Annotated in this window: 11 protein-coding genes; 3 read left to right on the top strand and 8 right to left on the bottom strand. The window is 72.5% G+C overall.

Going from position 1 to position 15,991, the window contains the following annotated elements; all coding sequences use genetic code 11:
* Positions 1-200: 200 nt before the first annotated feature.
* Both D7193_RS04165 and nrdR read right to left on the bottom strand, forming a co-directional pair.
* Positions 201-3,110, bottom strand: coding sequence for a vitamin B12-dependent ribonucleotide reductase (locus D7193_RS04165; protein WP_120778006.1), 2,910 nt, complete (start codon positions 3,108-3,110; stop codon positions 201-203).
* A gap of 38 nt (positions 3,111-3,148) precedes the next feature.
* Positions 3,149-3,649: a transcriptional regulator NrdR gene (nrdR, locus tag D7193_RS04170; protein ID WP_120778007.1), complete on the bottom strand. Its 501-nt coding sequence runs from the start codon at positions 3,647-3,649 to the stop codon at positions 3,149-3,151.
* A 610-nt stretch (positions 3,650-4,259) separates the two neighbouring features.
* On the opposite strand from nrdR, the gene lexA reads away from it, so the two are divergent.
* Positions 4,260-5,045: a transcriptional repressor LexA gene (gene lexA, locus D7193_RS04175; protein WP_120778008.1), complete on the top strand. Its 786-nt coding sequence runs from the start codon at positions 4,260-4,262 to the stop codon at positions 5,043-5,045.
* Between the two features lie 90 nt (positions 5,046-5,135).
* Here the strand turns inward: lexA and D7193_RS33355 are convergent, their stop codons facing one another.
* Both D7193_RS33355 and hflX read right to left on the bottom strand, forming a co-directional pair.
* Positions 5,136-6,854 (bottom strand): hypothetical protein, encoded by a 1,719-nt coding sequence (locus tag D7193_RS33355; RefSeq protein WP_158674769.1) that lies wholly within the window; start codon positions 6,852-6,854, stop codon positions 5,136-5,138.
* 50 nt (positions 6,855-6,904) lie between these two features.
* Positions 6,905-8,395 (bottom strand): GTPase HflX, encoded by a 1,491-nt coding sequence (gene hflX, locus D7193_RS04185; protein ID WP_377456404.1) that lies wholly within the window; start codon positions 8,393-8,395, stop codon positions 6,905-6,907.
* Between the two features lie 130 nt (positions 8,396-8,525).
* Between hflX and D7193_RS04190 the strand changes: the two genes are divergently transcribed.
* Positions 8,526-9,992, top strand: coding sequence for an NAD-dependent malic enzyme (locus D7193_RS04190; protein ID WP_120778010.1), 1,467 nt, complete (start codon positions 8,526-8,528; stop codon positions 9,990-9,992).
* A 425-nt stretch (positions 9,993-10,417) separates the two neighbouring features.
* On the opposite strand, the gene dapF is transcribed toward D7193_RS04190, so the two are convergent.
* Genes dapF through D7193_RS04205 form a run of 3 tightly spaced genes read right to left on the bottom strand, consistent with a single transcriptional unit; the run spans position 10,418 to position 13,004 of the window.
* On the bottom strand, positions 10,418-11,275 hold the full coding sequence (gene dapF, locus D7193_RS04195; protein ID WP_120779252.1) for a diaminopimelate epimerase: 858 nt from the start codon (positions 11,273-11,275) through the stop codon (positions 10,418-10,420).
* A gap of 8 nt (positions 11,276-11,283) precedes the next feature.
* Positions 11,284-12,246: a tRNA (adenosine(37)-N6)-dimethylallyltransferase MiaA gene (gene miaA, locus D7193_RS04200; protein WP_241562813.1), complete on the bottom strand. Its 963-nt coding sequence runs from the start codon at positions 12,244-12,246 to the stop codon at positions 11,284-11,286.
* Positions 12,243-13,004 (bottom strand): class III extradiol dioxygenase subunit B-like domain-containing protein, encoded by a 762-nt coding sequence (locus tag D7193_RS04205; RefSeq protein WP_120778011.1) that lies wholly within the window; start codon positions 13,002-13,004, stop codon positions 12,243-12,245. Before D7193_RS04205 ends, miaA begins: the two co-directional genes overlap by 4 nt.
* Before the next feature lie 152 nt (positions 13,005-13,156).
* On the opposite strand from D7193_RS04205, the gene D7193_RS04210 reads away from it, so the two are divergent.
* A complete protein-coding gene (locus D7193_RS04210; protein WP_120778012.1) occupies positions 13,157-14,365 on the top strand; it encodes a DUF349 domain-containing protein in 1,209 nt (402 codons plus the stop codon).
* A 90-nt stretch (positions 14,366-14,455) separates the two neighbouring features.
* On the opposite strand, the gene miaB is transcribed toward D7193_RS04210, so the two are convergent.
* Positions 14,456-15,955, bottom strand: a complete 1,500-nt coding sequence (miaB, locus tag D7193_RS04215; RefSeq protein WP_120778013.1) for a tRNA (N6-isopentenyl adenosine(37)-C2)-methylthiotransferase MiaB — start codon at positions 15,953-15,955, stop codon at positions 14,456-14,458.
* Positions 15,956-15,991: the final 36 nt, after the last annotated feature.

Below are 15,991 nucleotides of genomic sequence, written 5' to 3' on the forward strand. Positions count from 1 at the left end.
TTGGCGTGTCACGGCGGCGGGCGATGTCCGCGACGAGCGTGATGCCTCACAGTCATATTTATGCCTCTGAGGCATCACGCTCGCGTGAGGTGCCGTCGCGTGGGCGCCGCTGCGTCAGCCGGCCTCCGCGACATAGCCCCGACGGCAGCTGCCCCGGTCTCCGACGTGGAGACCGGGGCAGCCCGGGTGTTGCGCGTACGTCAGCTGCAGCCGCTGGTGGAGCCGCAGCCCTCGCAGACGTAGCAGCTACCGGCGGGGCGCATCTTCGTACCGCAGGTGAAGCAGAGCGGCGCGTCGGCGGCCTTGCCCATCACGGCCTCCAGCAGTTCGGTGCTGGAACCCACCGACGGCGCCGGCTTCGCGGCCACGATGTCGGCGGTCTCCTCCGCCGGCTGGGCGACCGGGCCGGTCTTCGGCTCCTCCGGCCGGGCCTCGACCGGGGCGGAGGCGGCCATCGCGGTGAGGTCCGCACCGCTCGCCTCCGCCTCCGCCTCGGCCTGGAGCTGGGCGGCCCGCTCCTTGGCGGTGAAGATGCCCAGCTCCGCGCGGCGGTCGTACGGCAGGAAGTCCAGCGCCAGCCGACGGAAGATGTAGTCCATCACCGAGGCCGCCATCCGCACGTCCGGGTCGTCGGTCATGCCGGCCGGCTCGAAGCGCATGTTGGTGAACTTGCTGACGTACGTCTCCAGCGGGACGCCGTACTGGAGACCGATGGAGATGGCCACCGAGAAGGCGTCCATCACGCCGGCGAGGGTGGAGCCCTGCTTCGACATCTTGAGGAAGACCTCGCCGAGGCCGTCGTCCGGGTAGGACGACGCGGTGAGGTAGCCCTCGGCGCCGCCGACCGAGAAGGAGATCGTCTCCGAGGGACGCTTCTTCGGCAGCCGCTTGCGCACCGGCCGGTACTCGACGACCTTCTCGACGACCCGCTCCACCTCGGCCGGCTTGGCCTCGGTGGACGTCTCGGCGGTCGCCTTGTTCGGCTTGGCCGCCGACAGCGGCTGGCCGACCTTGCAGTTGTCGCGGTAGATTGCGAGCGCCTTGAGGCCGAGCTTCCAGCCCTCGAAGTAGATCTTCTCGACGTCCTCGACGGTGGCCTGCTCCGGCATGTTGACCGTCTTGGAGATGGCGCCCGAGATGAACGGCTGGACGGCAGCCATCATCCGCACGTGCCCCATCGGCGCGATCGAGCGCTCGCCCATGGCGCAGTCGAACACCGCGTAGTGCTCCGGCTTCAGGCCGGGGGCGTCCACGACGTGGCCGTGGTCGGCGATGTGCTCGACGATCGCCTCGACCTGCTCCTCCGGGTAGCCGAGGCTGCGCAGGGCGCGCGGCACGGTCTGGTTGACGATCTGCATCGAGCCGCCGCCGACCAGCTTCTTGAACTTGACCAGCGCCAGGTCCGGCTCCACGCCGGTGGTGTCGCAGTCCATCATGAGGCCGATGGTGCCGGTCGGCGCGAGGACGCTGGCCTGCGAGTTCCGCCAGCCGTTCTTCTCGCCGACCTTGTTGCCGAGGGTCCACTGCTTCGTGGCCTCACGCTGGACGGCGGTCGCCACCGTGCCGGTCGGCTTGATCTCGTCGTTGGCGGCGGCGTGCTTGCGCATGACCCTCTTGTGGGGCTCGGCGTTGCGGGCGTAGCCGTCGTACGCGCCCACGATGCCGGCCAGCTCGGCCGAGCGGCGGTACGCGGTGCCGGTCATCAGCGAGGTGATCGCCGCGGCGAGCGACCGGCCCTGCTCCGAGTCGTACGGCAGGCCGGACGCCATCAGCAGCGCGCCGAGGTTGGCGTAGCCGATGCCCAGCTGCCGGTACGCGCGGGTGGTCTCACCGATCTTCTCGGTGGGGAAGTCGGCGAAGCAGATCGAGATGTCCATCGCGGTGATGACCAGCTCGACCGACTTGACGAACTTCTCCACCTCGAAGCCACCGTCGGCGCGGAGGAACTTCATGAGGTTGAGCGAGGCGAGGTTGCACGAGGAGTTGTCCAGGTGCAGGTACTCCGAGCACGGGTTCGACGCGGTGATCCGCCCGGTCTCCGGGCAGGTGTGCCAGTCGTTGATCGTGTCGTCGTACTGGAGGCCGGGGTCGGCGCACTCCCAGGCGGCCTGGGAGATGGTGCGGAACAGCTTCTTCGCGTCGATCGACTCGATCACCGCGCCGTCGAGCCGGCCGCGCAGGTCGAAGCTGCCGCCGTTCTCCACCGCGGTCATGAACTCGTCGGAGACGCGAACCGAGTTGTTGGCGTTCTGGTACTGGACGCTGACGATGTCGGCGCCACCGAGGTCCATGTCGAAGCCGGCGTCCCGCAGCGCGCGGATCTTGTCCTCCTCGCGCGCCTTGGTGACCACGAACTCCTCGATGTCGGGGTGGTCCACGTCGAGGATGACCATCTTGGCGGCCCGCCGGGTGGCGCCGCCGGACTTGATGGTGCCCGCGGAGGCGTCCGCGCCGCGCATGAAGCTCACCGGGCCGGACGCGGTGCCGCCGGAGGAGAGCAGCTCCTTCGAGGAGCGGATCCGGGACAGGTTCACCCCGGAGCCGGAGCCGCCCTTGAAGATCAGCCCCTCCTCCTTGTACCAGTCGAGGATCGAGTCCATCGAGTCGTCGACGGCCAGGATGAAGCACGCGCTGACCTGCTGCGGCGACGGCGTGCCCACGTTGAACCACACCGGCGAGTTGAAGCTGAACACCTGGTGCAGCAGCATCCAGGTCAGCTCGTGGGCGAAGACCTCGGCGTCCGCCGGGCTGGCGAAGTAGCCGTACTCCTCGCCGGCGGTCCGGTAGGTGGTGACCACCCGGTCGATGAGCTGCCGGAGCGACCACTCCCGCTCCGGGGTCCCCACCGCGCCCCGGAAGTACTTGGTGGTCACGATGTTCGCCGCGTTGACGCTCCACGATTCCGGGAACTCCACCCCGCGCTGCTCGAAGTTGATCGAGCCGTCCCGCCAGTTCGTCATCACGACGTCCCGGCGCTCCCAGGTGACCTCGTCGTACGGGTGGACCCCCTCCGTCGTCCAGACCCGCTCGACCTTCAGGCCCGCGCCTGCCTTGCTCCGCGACCTGCTCGTTGTCACGCCGTCGCCCCCCTCGTCTGCGCGGTCACCCACCGCGCGTCCCAAAACAAACTGTCAGAAAACCGAAAAGATCAATTGGTACGGCCGGCGGCCTCGACCGCGCCGGCGGCGCCGTTCTCCCGGGCGCGCGCCGCGGCCCGCAGCGACTCGATCTCGCGTTCGAAGTCGGCGAGCGAGTCGAAAGACCGGTAGACGCTGGCGAACCGCAGGTACGCGATCTCGTCCAGGTCCCGCAGCGGGCCCAGGATGGCCAGCCCCACCTCGTGGCTGGGGATCTCGGCGGCCCCCTTGGCCCGGACCGTCTCCTCGACGCGCTGGGCCAGCAGCGCCAGCGAGTCGTCGTCCACGGGCCGGCCCTGGCACGCCTTGCGCACCCCGCCGATGATCTTCGTCCGGCTGAACGGCTCGGTCACCCCGCTGCGCTTGACCACCGCGAGGACGGCCTCCTCCACCGTGGTGAACCGCTTGCCGCACTCCGGGCAGGACCGCCGCCTCCGGATGAGCTGGCCGTCGTCGGCCTCCCGCGAGTCGACCACCCGGGAGTCGGCATGCCGGCAGTAGGGACACCGCATCGCTGACCTCCTCGATCGACTGCGGCCGCACCGGGCGCTCCCGGGCACGGTCGAACCGGCGGCGCCACCTTCCGGTGACCGCCCGCCGTGTCACCGTACGGGAGTGCGGTCGGTAGTCGGACCCAACCTATGGGCAACTTACGCCCGTGTGACTACTACATCTAGGGGTCGACCGTATGCCGCCAGCGGACCTCGGTCAAGTTGACGGCGTGTCCCGCGTGTCACTCCCGCAACCCGCCCGGACCCGCCCCGCCCGACCCGGTCACCGACGTGGCCGACCGGCCCGCCGGAGAGCCCAACGGGCGGGCCCGCACCCGGTTACCGGTCGTCCGGCCGACGCTTCCGACCGTCCGCCGGATGGACGGCCGGGGCGACGACCCTTCGAACAGGCGTGCCAACCGACGTACCATTTATCAGAACGGGAGTACGAACAATCGACTTTTCCCCGCGACACGCCGGTGACAGGTCGTACAGATGTTTGAAAATGACCGATCTCACCTATACGGTCAGGAACAACCGGTCGCGGCGGAACCGCCGCAACCACGCACACCGGCAACACGCGCGCACCACGGGCGGCCGGGGGCACCCAGCGCCGACAGGGAGGACGGACGTGACCGAGGACCGGGCCAGCCGGCCGACGAACCCGCAGCAGATCGCCGAGGCGGGTCCGCCGGCCACTCGGCGCAGGGGCGCCGCGCGCAGCCGGACGGGCCAGCCCGCCGTGCGCCCGGTCACCCCGGTGGTCAGCGCCTTTCCCGACCCGGCGACGGTCGACCTGACGGCCCGGCAGCGCCGGATCCTCGAGTTCATCCGCACGTGGGTGGAGCGGCACGGCTACCCGCCGAGCGTCCGCGAGATCGGCGAGGCGGTCGGGCTGGTGTCGCCGTCCAGCGTCGCCTACCAGCTCAAGGAGCTGGAGAAGAAGGGCTTCCTGCGCCGCGACCCCAACCGCCCACGCGCGGTCGACGTCCGCGCGCCGAGCGATGTGATCGACGACGAGCTGAGCCGCTCGCAGCGCCCCACCCCGGCGTACGTGCCGATGCTGGGCCGGATCGCCGCCGGTGGCCCGATCCTCGCCGAGCAGGCCGTGGAGGACGTGTTCCCCCTCCCCCGCGAGCTGGTGGGCGAGGGCGAGGTCTTCATGCTCCAGGTCAAGGGCGACTCGATGCTCGACGCGGCGATCTGCGACGGCGACTGGGTCGTGGTCCGGCAGCAGCCCAACGCCGAGTCCGGTGACATCGTCGCGGCCATGCTCGACGGTGAGGCGACCGTCAAGACCTACCGTCGCCGGGACGGGCACGTGTGGCTCATGCCGCAGAACCCGGCGTTCGACCCGATCCCGGGCGACGACGCCACCATCATGGGCCGGGTCGTGGCCGTGCTGCGCCGCATCTGACAGTCGGAGCGGGTGGCCACCCGAGGGGTGGTCACCCGCGTTCCGTGTGGGCGGGCGCCGCGACGCCGACGCGCGCCGCGACCCGGGCCGTCAGTAACGGTCGCCGCGGTAGGAGCGGCCGCCGCCCGGATACTGGCCGTACGGGTCCACGTCCTCCTCGCGGCGGCGACCGCGCTGCCCCCGGTAGTCCGGCTCCGGCCCGCCCCGGCGCGGCGGTTCCGCCCGCCCGCCGCCATAGACGCCACCGCCGCCGGGCTGGCCGCCACCGTGCCCACCGTCGCCGGGGCGTCCCGCGGCCGGAGGCCGCCCGCCACCGCCGTAGACGCCGCCACCACCGGCGCCCGGCCGGCCACCCCCGCCACCCGCGGCGGGCCGGCCACCCGAGCCACCGCCGGCGGGCCGGCCACCGCCGTAGACACCGCCCGAGCCGCCGGCCGGACGGCCGCCGCCGTAGACGCCGCCACCGGCCGGAGCGCCACCACGACCCGCGCCGCCACCCGCCGGAGCGGCGCCGCCACGACCCGGGCCGCCGCCGTAGACGCCGCCACCCGCCGGGGCGCCGCCGTAGACACCACCACCGGCCGGAGCGCCGCCGTAGACACCGCTCCGGGGCCGGTCGGCACCCGGGAAGTCCTCGTCCGTACGGCCGCCGGCCAGGTCGTCATCGCGGTCCGGGCCGTCGGACGCGTCGCTGGCCGGCCGGCGCCGCGCCCGGAGGATGCCGACGATGCCCGCGCCCACGAGCAGCGCGCCGACCACGCCCACCGCGCCGATGAGGTACGTGATGTCCTGGAGGCTGAGGGTGTCGAACCACGACCGGTCCGCCGCCGGCTTGGCCGCCCCGTCCTCGGCGACCGGCGCAGCCCCGGTCGTGGACGGGGTGTAGCTCAGGATCTCGACCGGCTCCTCGTTGCCGGGCTGACCGGCGTCGGACACCGTGAGGAAGGTCTTGCCGTCCGGCGTGTAGGCGATCGCCTCGCCGAACGGGTCGGTCAACGGGGTCACCCGGGGCTTGCCCGTGGTGAGCGCCGCGACGATGTCGCCGCCCGTGACGTCGAACTCGAAGGCGTCGGCGTACGTCCGCAGCACCACCCGGTTGCCGTCGGGCGAACGGGCGGCGCCGGTGATGGCGACCCGCCCGAAGGTGTTGAGCGGATTCTCCGTCTCGGTCTTCGGCAGCGAGATGTCGCCGACCTTCTCCATGGGCACCGGATCGGTGTCGCCGTTCTTGAGTGCCCCCGACGGGCGGTAGATCTCCGCCTTGCCCGACGTCACCTTCGTAATGATCAGCGGCACGTTGTCGTCGCCGACGAGCAGCGCCTCCGCGTCGTGCGGCTTCTTCTCCGGGTACGAGAGACGGTGCAGCACCGGCTGCTTGGCGCCGGTGAGCGGCATCGTCCAGACGGCCACCCGCTCGCGGCGCGTCTTCGAGGTGACGTTGTCGCCCGTGTCGGCGATCCACAGCGTCTTGCCGTCCGGCGAGAGCGCCAGGTCCTCCGTGTCGAGCGGCCCCCCGCCGGAGTAGCGCACGTTCTTGCTGACCTCGCACTTGGAGTCGAGGAAGAAGACCCGCTTGCGCGCCTCGATCTCGGTGCCGTCGTTGACGACGACGTACCCGCTCTTCGTGGCCACCAGCCCGGACAGCTCGCGCAGCTTGTCGTCGGCGATCGCGCACCGCTTCTTGCCGGGCGTGGGCTCGGCGGGGGCGGGAGCGGCCGGGGCGGGCGCCGCGAGGGCGACTCCGGTGAGCGCCACGGTCGCCCCGACGAGTCCGAGGGCGACCGTGACCGAAGAAACAGCGCGGCGCATTGCGCAAGTGTCGCATGCCACGGGTTTCCGCCGGGTGACGCCGGCTTCGGTCACGACGGGGTGACCGTGCGCCCCTCCCGGTAGGGAGCCAGCTCGGCGGCGAGCGCCTCGTTCACCCGGACGTGCAGCCGGGTGCCCTCCGGCAGGTGGGCGGTGCCGAGCACCTCGCCGATGCGGTGCACACGGGCCACCAGCTCACCCCGGTCGTACGGCACGACCGCCCGGACCTCCACGGCGGGGCGCGGAAGCCGCGCCTCGATGGTCGCCCGCAGCTCGTCGACGCCCCGGCCCGAGTGCGCGGAGACGAAGACGGCGTCCGGCCACAGCCGCTTGAGCCGCAGCAGGGTCTCCTCGTCCGTCGCGTCGGTCTTGTTGACCACCAGCAGCTCGGGCAGGCGGTCGGCGCCCACCTCGGCGAGCACCTCCCGGACCGCGCGGACCTGCTCCTCCGGGTCCGGATGGGTGCCGTCGACGACGTGCACCACCAGGTCGGAGTCGGCGACCTCCTCCAGCGTCGAGCGGAACGCCTCGACGATCTGGTGCGGCAGGTGCCGGACGAAGCCGACGGTGTCGGAGAGCGTGTAGACCCGCCCGTCGTCGGTGGTGGCCCGACGGGTGGTCGGGTCGAGGGTGGCGAACAGCGCGTTCTCCACCAGCACGCCCGCCCCGGTCAGCCGGTTGAGCAGGCTCGACTTGCCGGCGTTCGTGTAGCCGGCGATGGCCACGGCCGGCACCGCGTTGCGGGTGCGCCGGGCGCGCTTGGTCTGGCGTACCGTCCGCATGCCCTTGATCTCGCGGCGCAGCCGCGCGATCCGGGTGCGGATCCGGCGCCGGTCGGTCTCCAGCTTCGTCTCACCGGGACCGCGCAGACCCACGCCGCCGCCGGCGCCGCCGACGCGGGCGCTACCACCGGTCTGCCGGGACAGCGTCTCGCCCCAACCGCGCAGGCGCGGCAGCAGGTACTCCAGCTGGGCCAGCTCGACCTGCGCCTTACCTTCCTTGCTCTTGGCGTGCTGGGCGAAGATGTCCAGGATCAGCGCCGTCCGGTCGACCACCTTGACCTTGGTGCGCTGTTCCAGGTTGCGCAGCTGGGACGGGGACAGCTCCCCGTCGCAGATCACGGTGTCGGCGCCGGTGGCGAGCACCACGGAGCCCAGGTCGTCTACCTTGCCCCGGCCGATGTACGTCGCCGGGTCGGGCCGGTTGCGCCGCTGGATGAGCCCCTCGAGCACCTGCGAGCCGGCCGTCTCGGCCAGCGCCGCCAGCTCGACGAGCGAGTTCTCCGCGTCGCTCTGCGTGCCCTCGGTCCAGACGCCGACCAGCACCACCCGCTCCAGGCGGAGCTGGCGGTACTCGACCTCGGTGATGTCGGTGAGCTCGGTGGAGAGGCCGGGGACCCGCCGTAGCGCCTGCCGCTCCGACAGCTCGAGCTCACCGGTGGTGGCCTCGAGCTCCTCATCCTCGAAGGGGAAGACGACGGTGTCCTGGTCGCGCAAACCGATCTCCTGTCCGTTCTGTCGGGTACCGAGCAATCCTGTCATGTGACAACGCCCGACGCACCTGTGATATGCCCGCCGTCCGTACCGGTCGGTAGCGGGGTCGGATGCCGGGCGACCTCGGCAGGCGAGTAGAAATGCGAGTCGAGCCGCTCAGCGTTGACGGAGGGAACCTGTGGCCATCACCCGACTCCCGAGTGCCGGATTCTCGATCACGATCCGGATCGCCGTACCGGCGGACGCCTCGTCGATCGGGCGGCTGACCACCTCCGTCGGGGAGGCCGGCGCGATCGTGACCGCGCTGGACGTGGTCGACTCCGACCCGACCCACGTGCTGGTCGACCTCACCTGCGACACCGCCGACGCCAGCCACGCCGACCAGGTCGTCCAGGCGATCAGCGCGCTCGACGGGGTCGACGTCCGCAAGGTCTCCGACCGGACGTTCCTGCTGCACCTCGGCGGCAAGATCGAGGTGAGCTCGAAGGTCGCGCTGCGGACCCGCGACGAGCTGTCCCGTGCGTACACCCCGGGGGTGGCCCGGGTCTGCCAGGCCATCGCCGAGAACCCGGCCGACGCCCGGCGGCTCACCATCAAGCGCAACACGGTCGCCGTGGTCAGCGACGGCTCTGCCGTGCTCGGCCTGGGCAACCTCGGCCCGGCCGCCGCGCTGCCGGTCATGGAGGGCAAGGCGGCGCTGTTCAAGCGCTTCGGCGGGGTGGACGCCTGGCCGGTGGTGCTCGACACCCAGGACACCGACGAGATCGTGTCGATCGTCAAGGCGATCGCCCCGGCGTACGGCGGGATCAACCTGGAGGACATCGCGGCGCCGCGCTGCTTCGAGATCGAGGCCCGGCTGCGCGAGGCGCTGGACATCCCGGTCTTCCACGACGACCAGCACGGCACCGCGATCTGCGTGCTGGCCGCGCTCACCAACGCGCTGCGCGTGGTGGGCAAGCAGCTCTCGGACGTCCGGGTGGTCGTCTCCGGCGCCGGCGCGGCCGGCACCGCGATCATGAAGCTGCTGCTGCGCCAGGGCGTGGGCGACATCATCGCGTACGACCGGCAGGGTGCCCTGCACCGCGGCCAGGAGGGGCTGAACTCGGCCTGGCAGTGGCTGGCCGAGAACACCAACAAGGAGAACTACTCCGGCGACCTGGCCGGAGCCGTCCGCGACGCGGACGTGTTCATCGGCGTGAGCGCCCCGAACCTGCTCACCGGCGAGGACATCGCGAACATGGCCAAGGACGCGATCGTGTTCGCGCTGGCCAACCCCGACCCGGAGGTCGACCCGCGGGAGGCCCGCAAGTACGCCGCGGTGGTCGCCACCGGCCGGTCGGACCAGCCCAACCAGATCAACAACGTGCTGGCCTTCCCCGGCGTGTTCCGCGGCATGCTCGACGCGCACGCCGAGGAGTTCACCGAGGAGATGGCGATCGCGGCGGCCCGGGCCATCGCGGACGTCGTCGGCGAGGACAAGATCAACCCGACGGTGATCGTGCCGAGCGTGTTCGACGCCCGGGTCGCGCCGGCGGTCGCCGCCGCCGTACGCGCCGCCGCGCAGAACCCGTCCCCCGTACCCGCCGCCGACCCCGGCCCGGCCGACCTGCCCGAGATCGCCGCCGAAGCCTCCGCCACCCCCTGACCCCGGCCCTGACCCGGGCCGCGCGGGGCCCCGCCCCCGGCCCCCGCGATCTTGCACTTTGTGCCCCGGCAAAGGGTGTGATACCGGGCAAATCAAGGGCCGAAAGTGCAAGATCGGCGGGGTGGAGGGGTGGCGGGGTCCGCGCTCAGGCCTTGATCGACTCCGTTTCGCTGAAGTTGCGGGGTTACCGCGCCTGGGATACCGCTACATCAACGATGTGGTGTCGATCAAGCTGCCGGGGTGACCCGCCCAGCCCGGTGACACCGCCCTCCCCGCCCTCCACCCCGTCGATCATGCAGTTGTGGTGGTGGGCAAAATGCGCATATGGTCGCTAACCGCCCACCACAAGTGCATGATCGACGGGGTGGAGGGGGCGCGGAGAGCGAGCCGGGCAGGGTGGTGGGTTACGCGGGCAGGGCGGTGGGTTACGCGGGCCGGGCGGTGGGGAGGGCGGTCGGGGTTATCGTGCCCGTCGCTACCAGCACGGCGGGGCCGGCCAGCCAGCACCCGTCCTCGGTGACCGTCACGGTGACGCGTCCGCCCGGTACGTCGACCGCCACCACCCCGGTGTCCCGGCCCGCGTCCCGCAGGGCCACGGCGGCCACCGCGCAGGTGCCCGTGCCGCAGGACAGCGTCTCGGCAGAGCCGCGCTCGTAGACGCGCATCAGCACGTGTTCGTCGGCCCCGTCGACGGGCGACCCGGGGACCGTGAACTCGACGTTGACCCCGGCCGGGAACACCGCCGGGTCGACGTCCGGCGCCCGGGTGAGGTCCAGCCCGCCGAGGTCGAGCCCCACCGGCAGCGGGCAGACCAGGTGCGGGTTGCCCACGTCCACGGCGGTGCCGGCCAGGGTGAGACCGCCCAGGGCCGCCGTGGAGCCGTCGTACAGCCGGGGGCGGCGCATCTCGACGGCGATGATGTCCCCGTCGACGCGCGCGCGTACGACGCCGGACCGGGTCGCGACCGGCAGCGTCGCGCCGTCGGGCGTGGCGAGCCCCGTGTCGAGCAGGTACCGGACGAAGACCCGGGCGCCGTTGCCGCACATCTCGGCGTACGAGCCGTCGGCGTTCCAGTAGTCCATGAACCATTCGGCCTCACCGGCGAGGGCTGCGCTGTCCGGGTGCTTCGCGGACCGTACGACCCGAAGCACCCCGTCCGCGCCGATTCCCCGCCGCCGGTCGCAGAGCGCGGCGACCAGGCCGGGCGTGAGGTCGAGCGCCCCGTCCGGGTCGGGCAGGATCACGAAGTCGTTGCCGGTGCCGTGCCCCTTGGTGAACTCCACACCCTCCATCATCCCGCAGTGGCCGTGGCGAGCCGCAGGGCATCGGCGACCAGGGCCTGCGGGTCGGTGGAGTCGAGCCAGTGGATCCGCGCGTCCCGCCGGAACCAGGACCGCTGGCGCCGGACGAAACGCCGGGTCGCCCGGATCGTCTCCTCGTAGGCCTCGGTTTCGGTCAGCTCCCCGGCGAGGAAGCGCAGGACCTGCTGGTAGCCGAGGGCCCGGCTGGCCGTACGCCCGGCGGGCAGGCCCCGGCCGACCAGTTCGCGCGTCTCGGCGACCAGCCCGTCGTCCCACATGCGGTCGACCCGCCGGGCGATGCGCTCGTCCAGCGTCGCCGTGTCCAGGTCGACGCCGACCTGCACTGACGGGTAGTACGGCGTGGGTTCCGGGAGCGAGGCGGTGAACGGCGCGCCGGTCAGCTCGATGACCTCCAGCGCCCGGACGATCCGCCGGCCGTTGCCGGGCAGGATGCCGGCGGCGGCGGACGGGTCGGCGGCGCGCAGCCGCGCGTACAGGGGGGCGGGGCCCGCCTCGGCCAGTTCCCGCTCCAGCCGCTCGCGCAGGGCCGGGTCGGTGCCGGGGAACTCGAACCGTTCCAGCACCGCCCGGACGTACAGCCCGGACCCACCGACCAGCAGCGGCACCCGTCCACGGGCCAGGATGCCGTCGACGGCCTCGCGGGCCAGCCGCTGGTACTCGGCGACGCTGGCCGGTTCGGTCACGTCCCAGATGTCCAGCAGATGGTGCGGCACCCCGTCGCGCTCGGCCGGCGTGAGTTTCGCGGTGCCGATGTCCATGCCCCGGTACAGCTGCATCGAGTCCGCGTTGACCACCTCGCCGTCGAGGGCGTGCGCGAGCGCGATGCTCAGGGCGGACTTGCCGGCCGCGGTGGGCCCCACCACGGCCACGACCGTTCCGGCCGGCGGGCGGTCGCCGAAATCGGGCGGCGGGCCGCCGTTCGCGCCGGTCACGCCGGTTCCCAGGTGGCCACGAAGTAAGCAACGCCGTACGGGGCGGCGTCGTAGTGCAGCTCGCCGCGCCAGTCCCCGCCGGTGGCCCGGGCCGCCGCGGCGAGCACCTGCCACGGCGCCCGGCCGGCGACCTTCAGCTCCGCGGAGACCGCCGCGTCGAGGCCGAGCAGGGCGTCGGCGTCCGCGCCGGCCAGGGCCGCGGCGACCATCGAGTCGTACGGCTCGGCGCGCGGATCCTGGTAGCCGGGCGACTTCTCGCCGCGGCAGGCCGACCCGTCCCCGAGCACGAGCAGCGCGGCCCGCTGCGCGACGACCTGTGCGCCGAGGTCGCGTACGGCTGTCGGGTCGGTGTCCGCCGCGACCTGGACGGCGGCCGGCGGTGCCGCGGCGCCGTGCCGGGCCAGCAGCCACGCGCCCACGGTGAGGCTCAGCGGCAGGACGGCGCCCCGGTCGGGCTGCGCGGGGTCGAGCGGCACGTCGAGGTCCACGCCCCACGGTTGCAGCGAACCCGTTGCCGGTGGCCGGATCCAGCCCGTGACCGGCCCGTCACCGACGAGCACCACGACCTCCGGCGCGGCGGCGAGGAGGCGGGTCACGGCGGTGTCGCAGGCGGCGCGGAGGTCGTCGAGTTCCGGCGCGGCGGCGCCGGCCACCTCGGGCACGAGCAGGGGCGGATGCGGGCAGACGGCGGCGGCGACCAGTGGCACCCGTTCACGGTAGCGGGACGCCGCGGTGCGACTGTGCGCCGATCCGGTCATCCGGGCGCTAGGACACCGTATGGTCACGGTCGGCGATAGGCGCTCGACGGGGACGGGGTCGGACCTGTGACAATGCCGGGGAGAAACTTGGCTGCGCCGTGGCGGCGATCGGGATACTGCTCTCCCGACGCCGGGAGAACGAGGATGGGCACATGAGCGACTGGACTGCCTTCGGACGGGTGGACGCGGACGGCACCGTGTACGTCAAGACCGCCGAGGGCGAGCGGGTGGTCGGATCCTGGCAGGCAGGAGCACCGGAGGAGGGGCTGGCCCACTTCGCGCGCCGCTTCGCCGACCTGGTCACCGAGGTGGACCTCACCGAGGCCCGGCTCAACTCGGGAGCGGCCGATGCCGGGCACTCGCTGAGCACGATCCGCCGGATCCGGGCCTCGCTGGCCGAGGCGCACGTGGTGGGCGACATCGACGCGCTGGCGGCACGCCTGGACCGGTTGGCCGCGACGGCCGAGGAGAAGGCCGGTGAGGCCCGCGCGGCCCGGGACGCCGCCCGCAGCGAGGCCCTGGCCCGCAAGACGGCCCTGGTCGAGGAGGCCGAGAAGCTGGCCGCCGAGTCGACCGGCTGGAAGACCGCCGGGGACCGGCTCAAGGAGATCCTCGACGAGTGGAAGACCATCCGGGGCGTCGACAAGAAGACCGACGGGGAGCTGTGGAAGCGGTTCGCCGCGGCCCGTGACGGCTTCACCCGCCGCCGGGGCGCCCACTTCGCCTCCCTCGACGCGCAGCGCAAGCAGGCGCAGTCGGTGAAGGAGGAGCTGGTCACCGAGGCCGAGAAGCTCAAGGACTCCACCGACTGGGCGGTCACCGCCAACCAGCTCAAGGACCTGATGACGCGGTGGAAGGCCGCGCCGCGGGCGTCCAAGGAGGCCGAGCAGCGGCTGTGGGAACGGTTCCGGGCCGCGCAGGATGAGTTCTTCACCCGCCGCAGCGAGGTCTTCTCCGCTCGGGACAACGAGCAGCGGGCCAACCTGGAGCGCAAGCAGGCGCTGCTGGCCGAGGCGGAGGCGCTGGACGTCGACGGTGACCCCAAGGGCGCCCAGGCGAGGCTGCGGGACATCCAGGCGCAGTGGCACGAGGCCGGCCGGGTGCCGCGCGAGGCGGCCGCCGGGCTGGAGCGCCGGCTGCGGGCCGTCGACGAGAAGGTCCGCGAGGTGATGGACTCGGCCTGGCGGCGGACCTCCAAGGAGGACAGCCCGCTGCTGGCCCAGATGCGCGCGCAGGTGGCCGAGGCCGAGGAGCGGCTGGCCCGGGCGCAGGCGGCCGGCGACGCCCGCCGGATCCGCGAGGCCGAGCAGGCGCTCGCCTCGAAGCGGCAGTTCCTGCAGCTCGCCGAGCAGTCCAGCTGACCTGAGAACGGTTACGCCGGAGCCCCGGTCCCCTGGCGGGACCGGGGCTCCGGCGTGTCTCGCCCCGCGATCGACCGCGTCAGGCCTGGGTCAGTGCGCCGCGCAGCCCGAGGTGGGCGCCGGCACCGCGGCGGGGGCGCCGACCGTGGGCAGCCCGAGCAGCACCCCGGGCGTACGCGGCGCGCGACCCGCCTCGGCCGCGTCGCCGGCCCGCGTACGGCGGTGGGCCAGCGGCTCGCCGTCGGCGTTGAGGTGGTGCGGGGCGGCGTACGTGACGGTGGTGTGCAGGATGTCGCCGGGCCGGATCTGCCCCGCGAGGGAGCCGGCCTCGAAGTGCACGAGACGCCCGTCGCGCGCCCGGCCGGACATCCGGCCGGTGCGCTCGTCCTTGCGCCCCTCGCCGACGGCCACCAACACCTCGACGGTCTCGCCCACGAGCTTCCGGTTCTCCGCCCAGGTGATCTCCTCGACCGTGGCGATCAGCCGCTCGTAGCGCTCCTGCACAACCTGCTTGGGCAGCTGGCCCTCCATGGTGGCGGCCGGGGTGCCGGGCCGCTTCGAGTACTGGAACGTGAAGGCCGACGAGAAGCGGGCCTCGCGGACCACGTCGAGGGTGCGCGCGAAGTCGGCCTCGGTCTCGCCGGGGAAACCCACGATGATGTCGGTGGTGATGGCCGCGTCGGGCATCGCCGCCCGGACCTTCTCGATGATCCCGAGGTAGCGCTCGGCCCGGTACGACCGGCGCATGGACCGCAGCACCGCGTCGGAGCCGGACTGCAGCGGCATGTGCAGCGAGTGGCAGACGTTCGGCGTCTCGGCCATCGCGGCGATCACGTCGTCGGTGAAGTCCTTCGGGTGCGGGCTCGTGAAGCGCACCCGCTCCAGGCCCTCGATGTCGCCGCAGGCGCGCAGCAGCTTGCCGAAGGCCAGCCGGTCGCCGAACTCGACGCCGTAGGAGTTGACGTTCTGCCCGAGCAGGGTCACCTCCAGCACGCCCTCGTCGACCAGCGCGCGTACCTCGGAGAGGATGTCGCCGGGGCGGCGGTCCTTCTCCTTGCCGCGCAGAGAGGGCACGATGCAGAACGTGCACGTGTTGTTGCAGCCCACCGAGATCGACACCCAGCCGGCGTACGTCGACTCGCGGCGGGTGGGCAGCGTCGAGGGGAAGACCTCCAGGGATTCGAGGATCTCCACCTCGGCGGCGGTGTTGTGCCGCGCCCGTTCCAGCAGCACCGGCAGCGAGCCGATGTTGTGCGTGCCGAAGACCACGTCGACCCAGGGCGCCTTGCGGACGATGTCGCCGCGGTCCTTCTGGGCCAGGCAGCCGCCGACCGCGATCTGCATCTCCGGGTGCCGGTCCTTGACCGGGCGCAGATGACCCAGGTTGCCGTAGAGCCGGTTGTCGGCGTTCTCCCGCACCGCGCAGGTGTTGAACACCACCACGTCCGGGTGCTCGTCGGCCTCGGCGGCGCGGACGTAGCCGGCCTGCTCCAGCAGCCCGGAGATGCGCTCCGAGTCGTGCACGTTCATCTGGCAGCCGTACGTCCGCACCTGGTAGGTACGCGGGCTGCCCGCCGCTGCGGTAGTCATGACCAGGACAGCGTATCCGGGCCGACCGGATCGACC

The organism is Micromonospora costi (assembly GCF_003626655.1).
Lineage (GTDB): Bacteria > Actinomycetota > Actinomycetes > Mycobacteriales > Micromonosporaceae > Micromonospora > Micromonospora costi.

Excerpts from the sequence above, each read along its gene's own strand:
- D7193_RS04205 (WP_120778011.1), bottom strand. The coding sequence starts at position 13,004 with ATGACCGGATCGGCGCACAGTCGCACCGCGGCGTCCCGCTACCGTGAA.
- miaB (WP_120778013.1), bottom strand. The coding sequence starts at position 15,955 with ATGACTACCGCAGCGGCGGGCAGCCCGCGTACCTACCAGGTGCGGACG.
- nrdR (WP_120778007.1), bottom strand. The coding sequence starts at position 3,649 with ATGCGGTGTCCCTACTGCCGGCATGCCGACTCCCGGGTGGTCGACTCG.
- hflX (WP_377456404.1), bottom strand. The coding sequence starts at position 8,395 with ATGACAGGATTGCTCGGTACCCGACAGAACGGACAGGAGATCGGTTTG.
- D7193_RS33355 (WP_158674769.1), bottom strand. The coding sequence starts at position 6,854 with ATGCGCCGCGCTGTTTCTTCGGTCACGGTCGCCCTCGGACTCGTCGGG.
- D7193_RS04210 (WP_120778012.1), top strand. The coding sequence starts at position 13,157 with ATGAGCGACTGGACTGCCTTCGGACGGGTGGACGCGGACGGCACCGTG.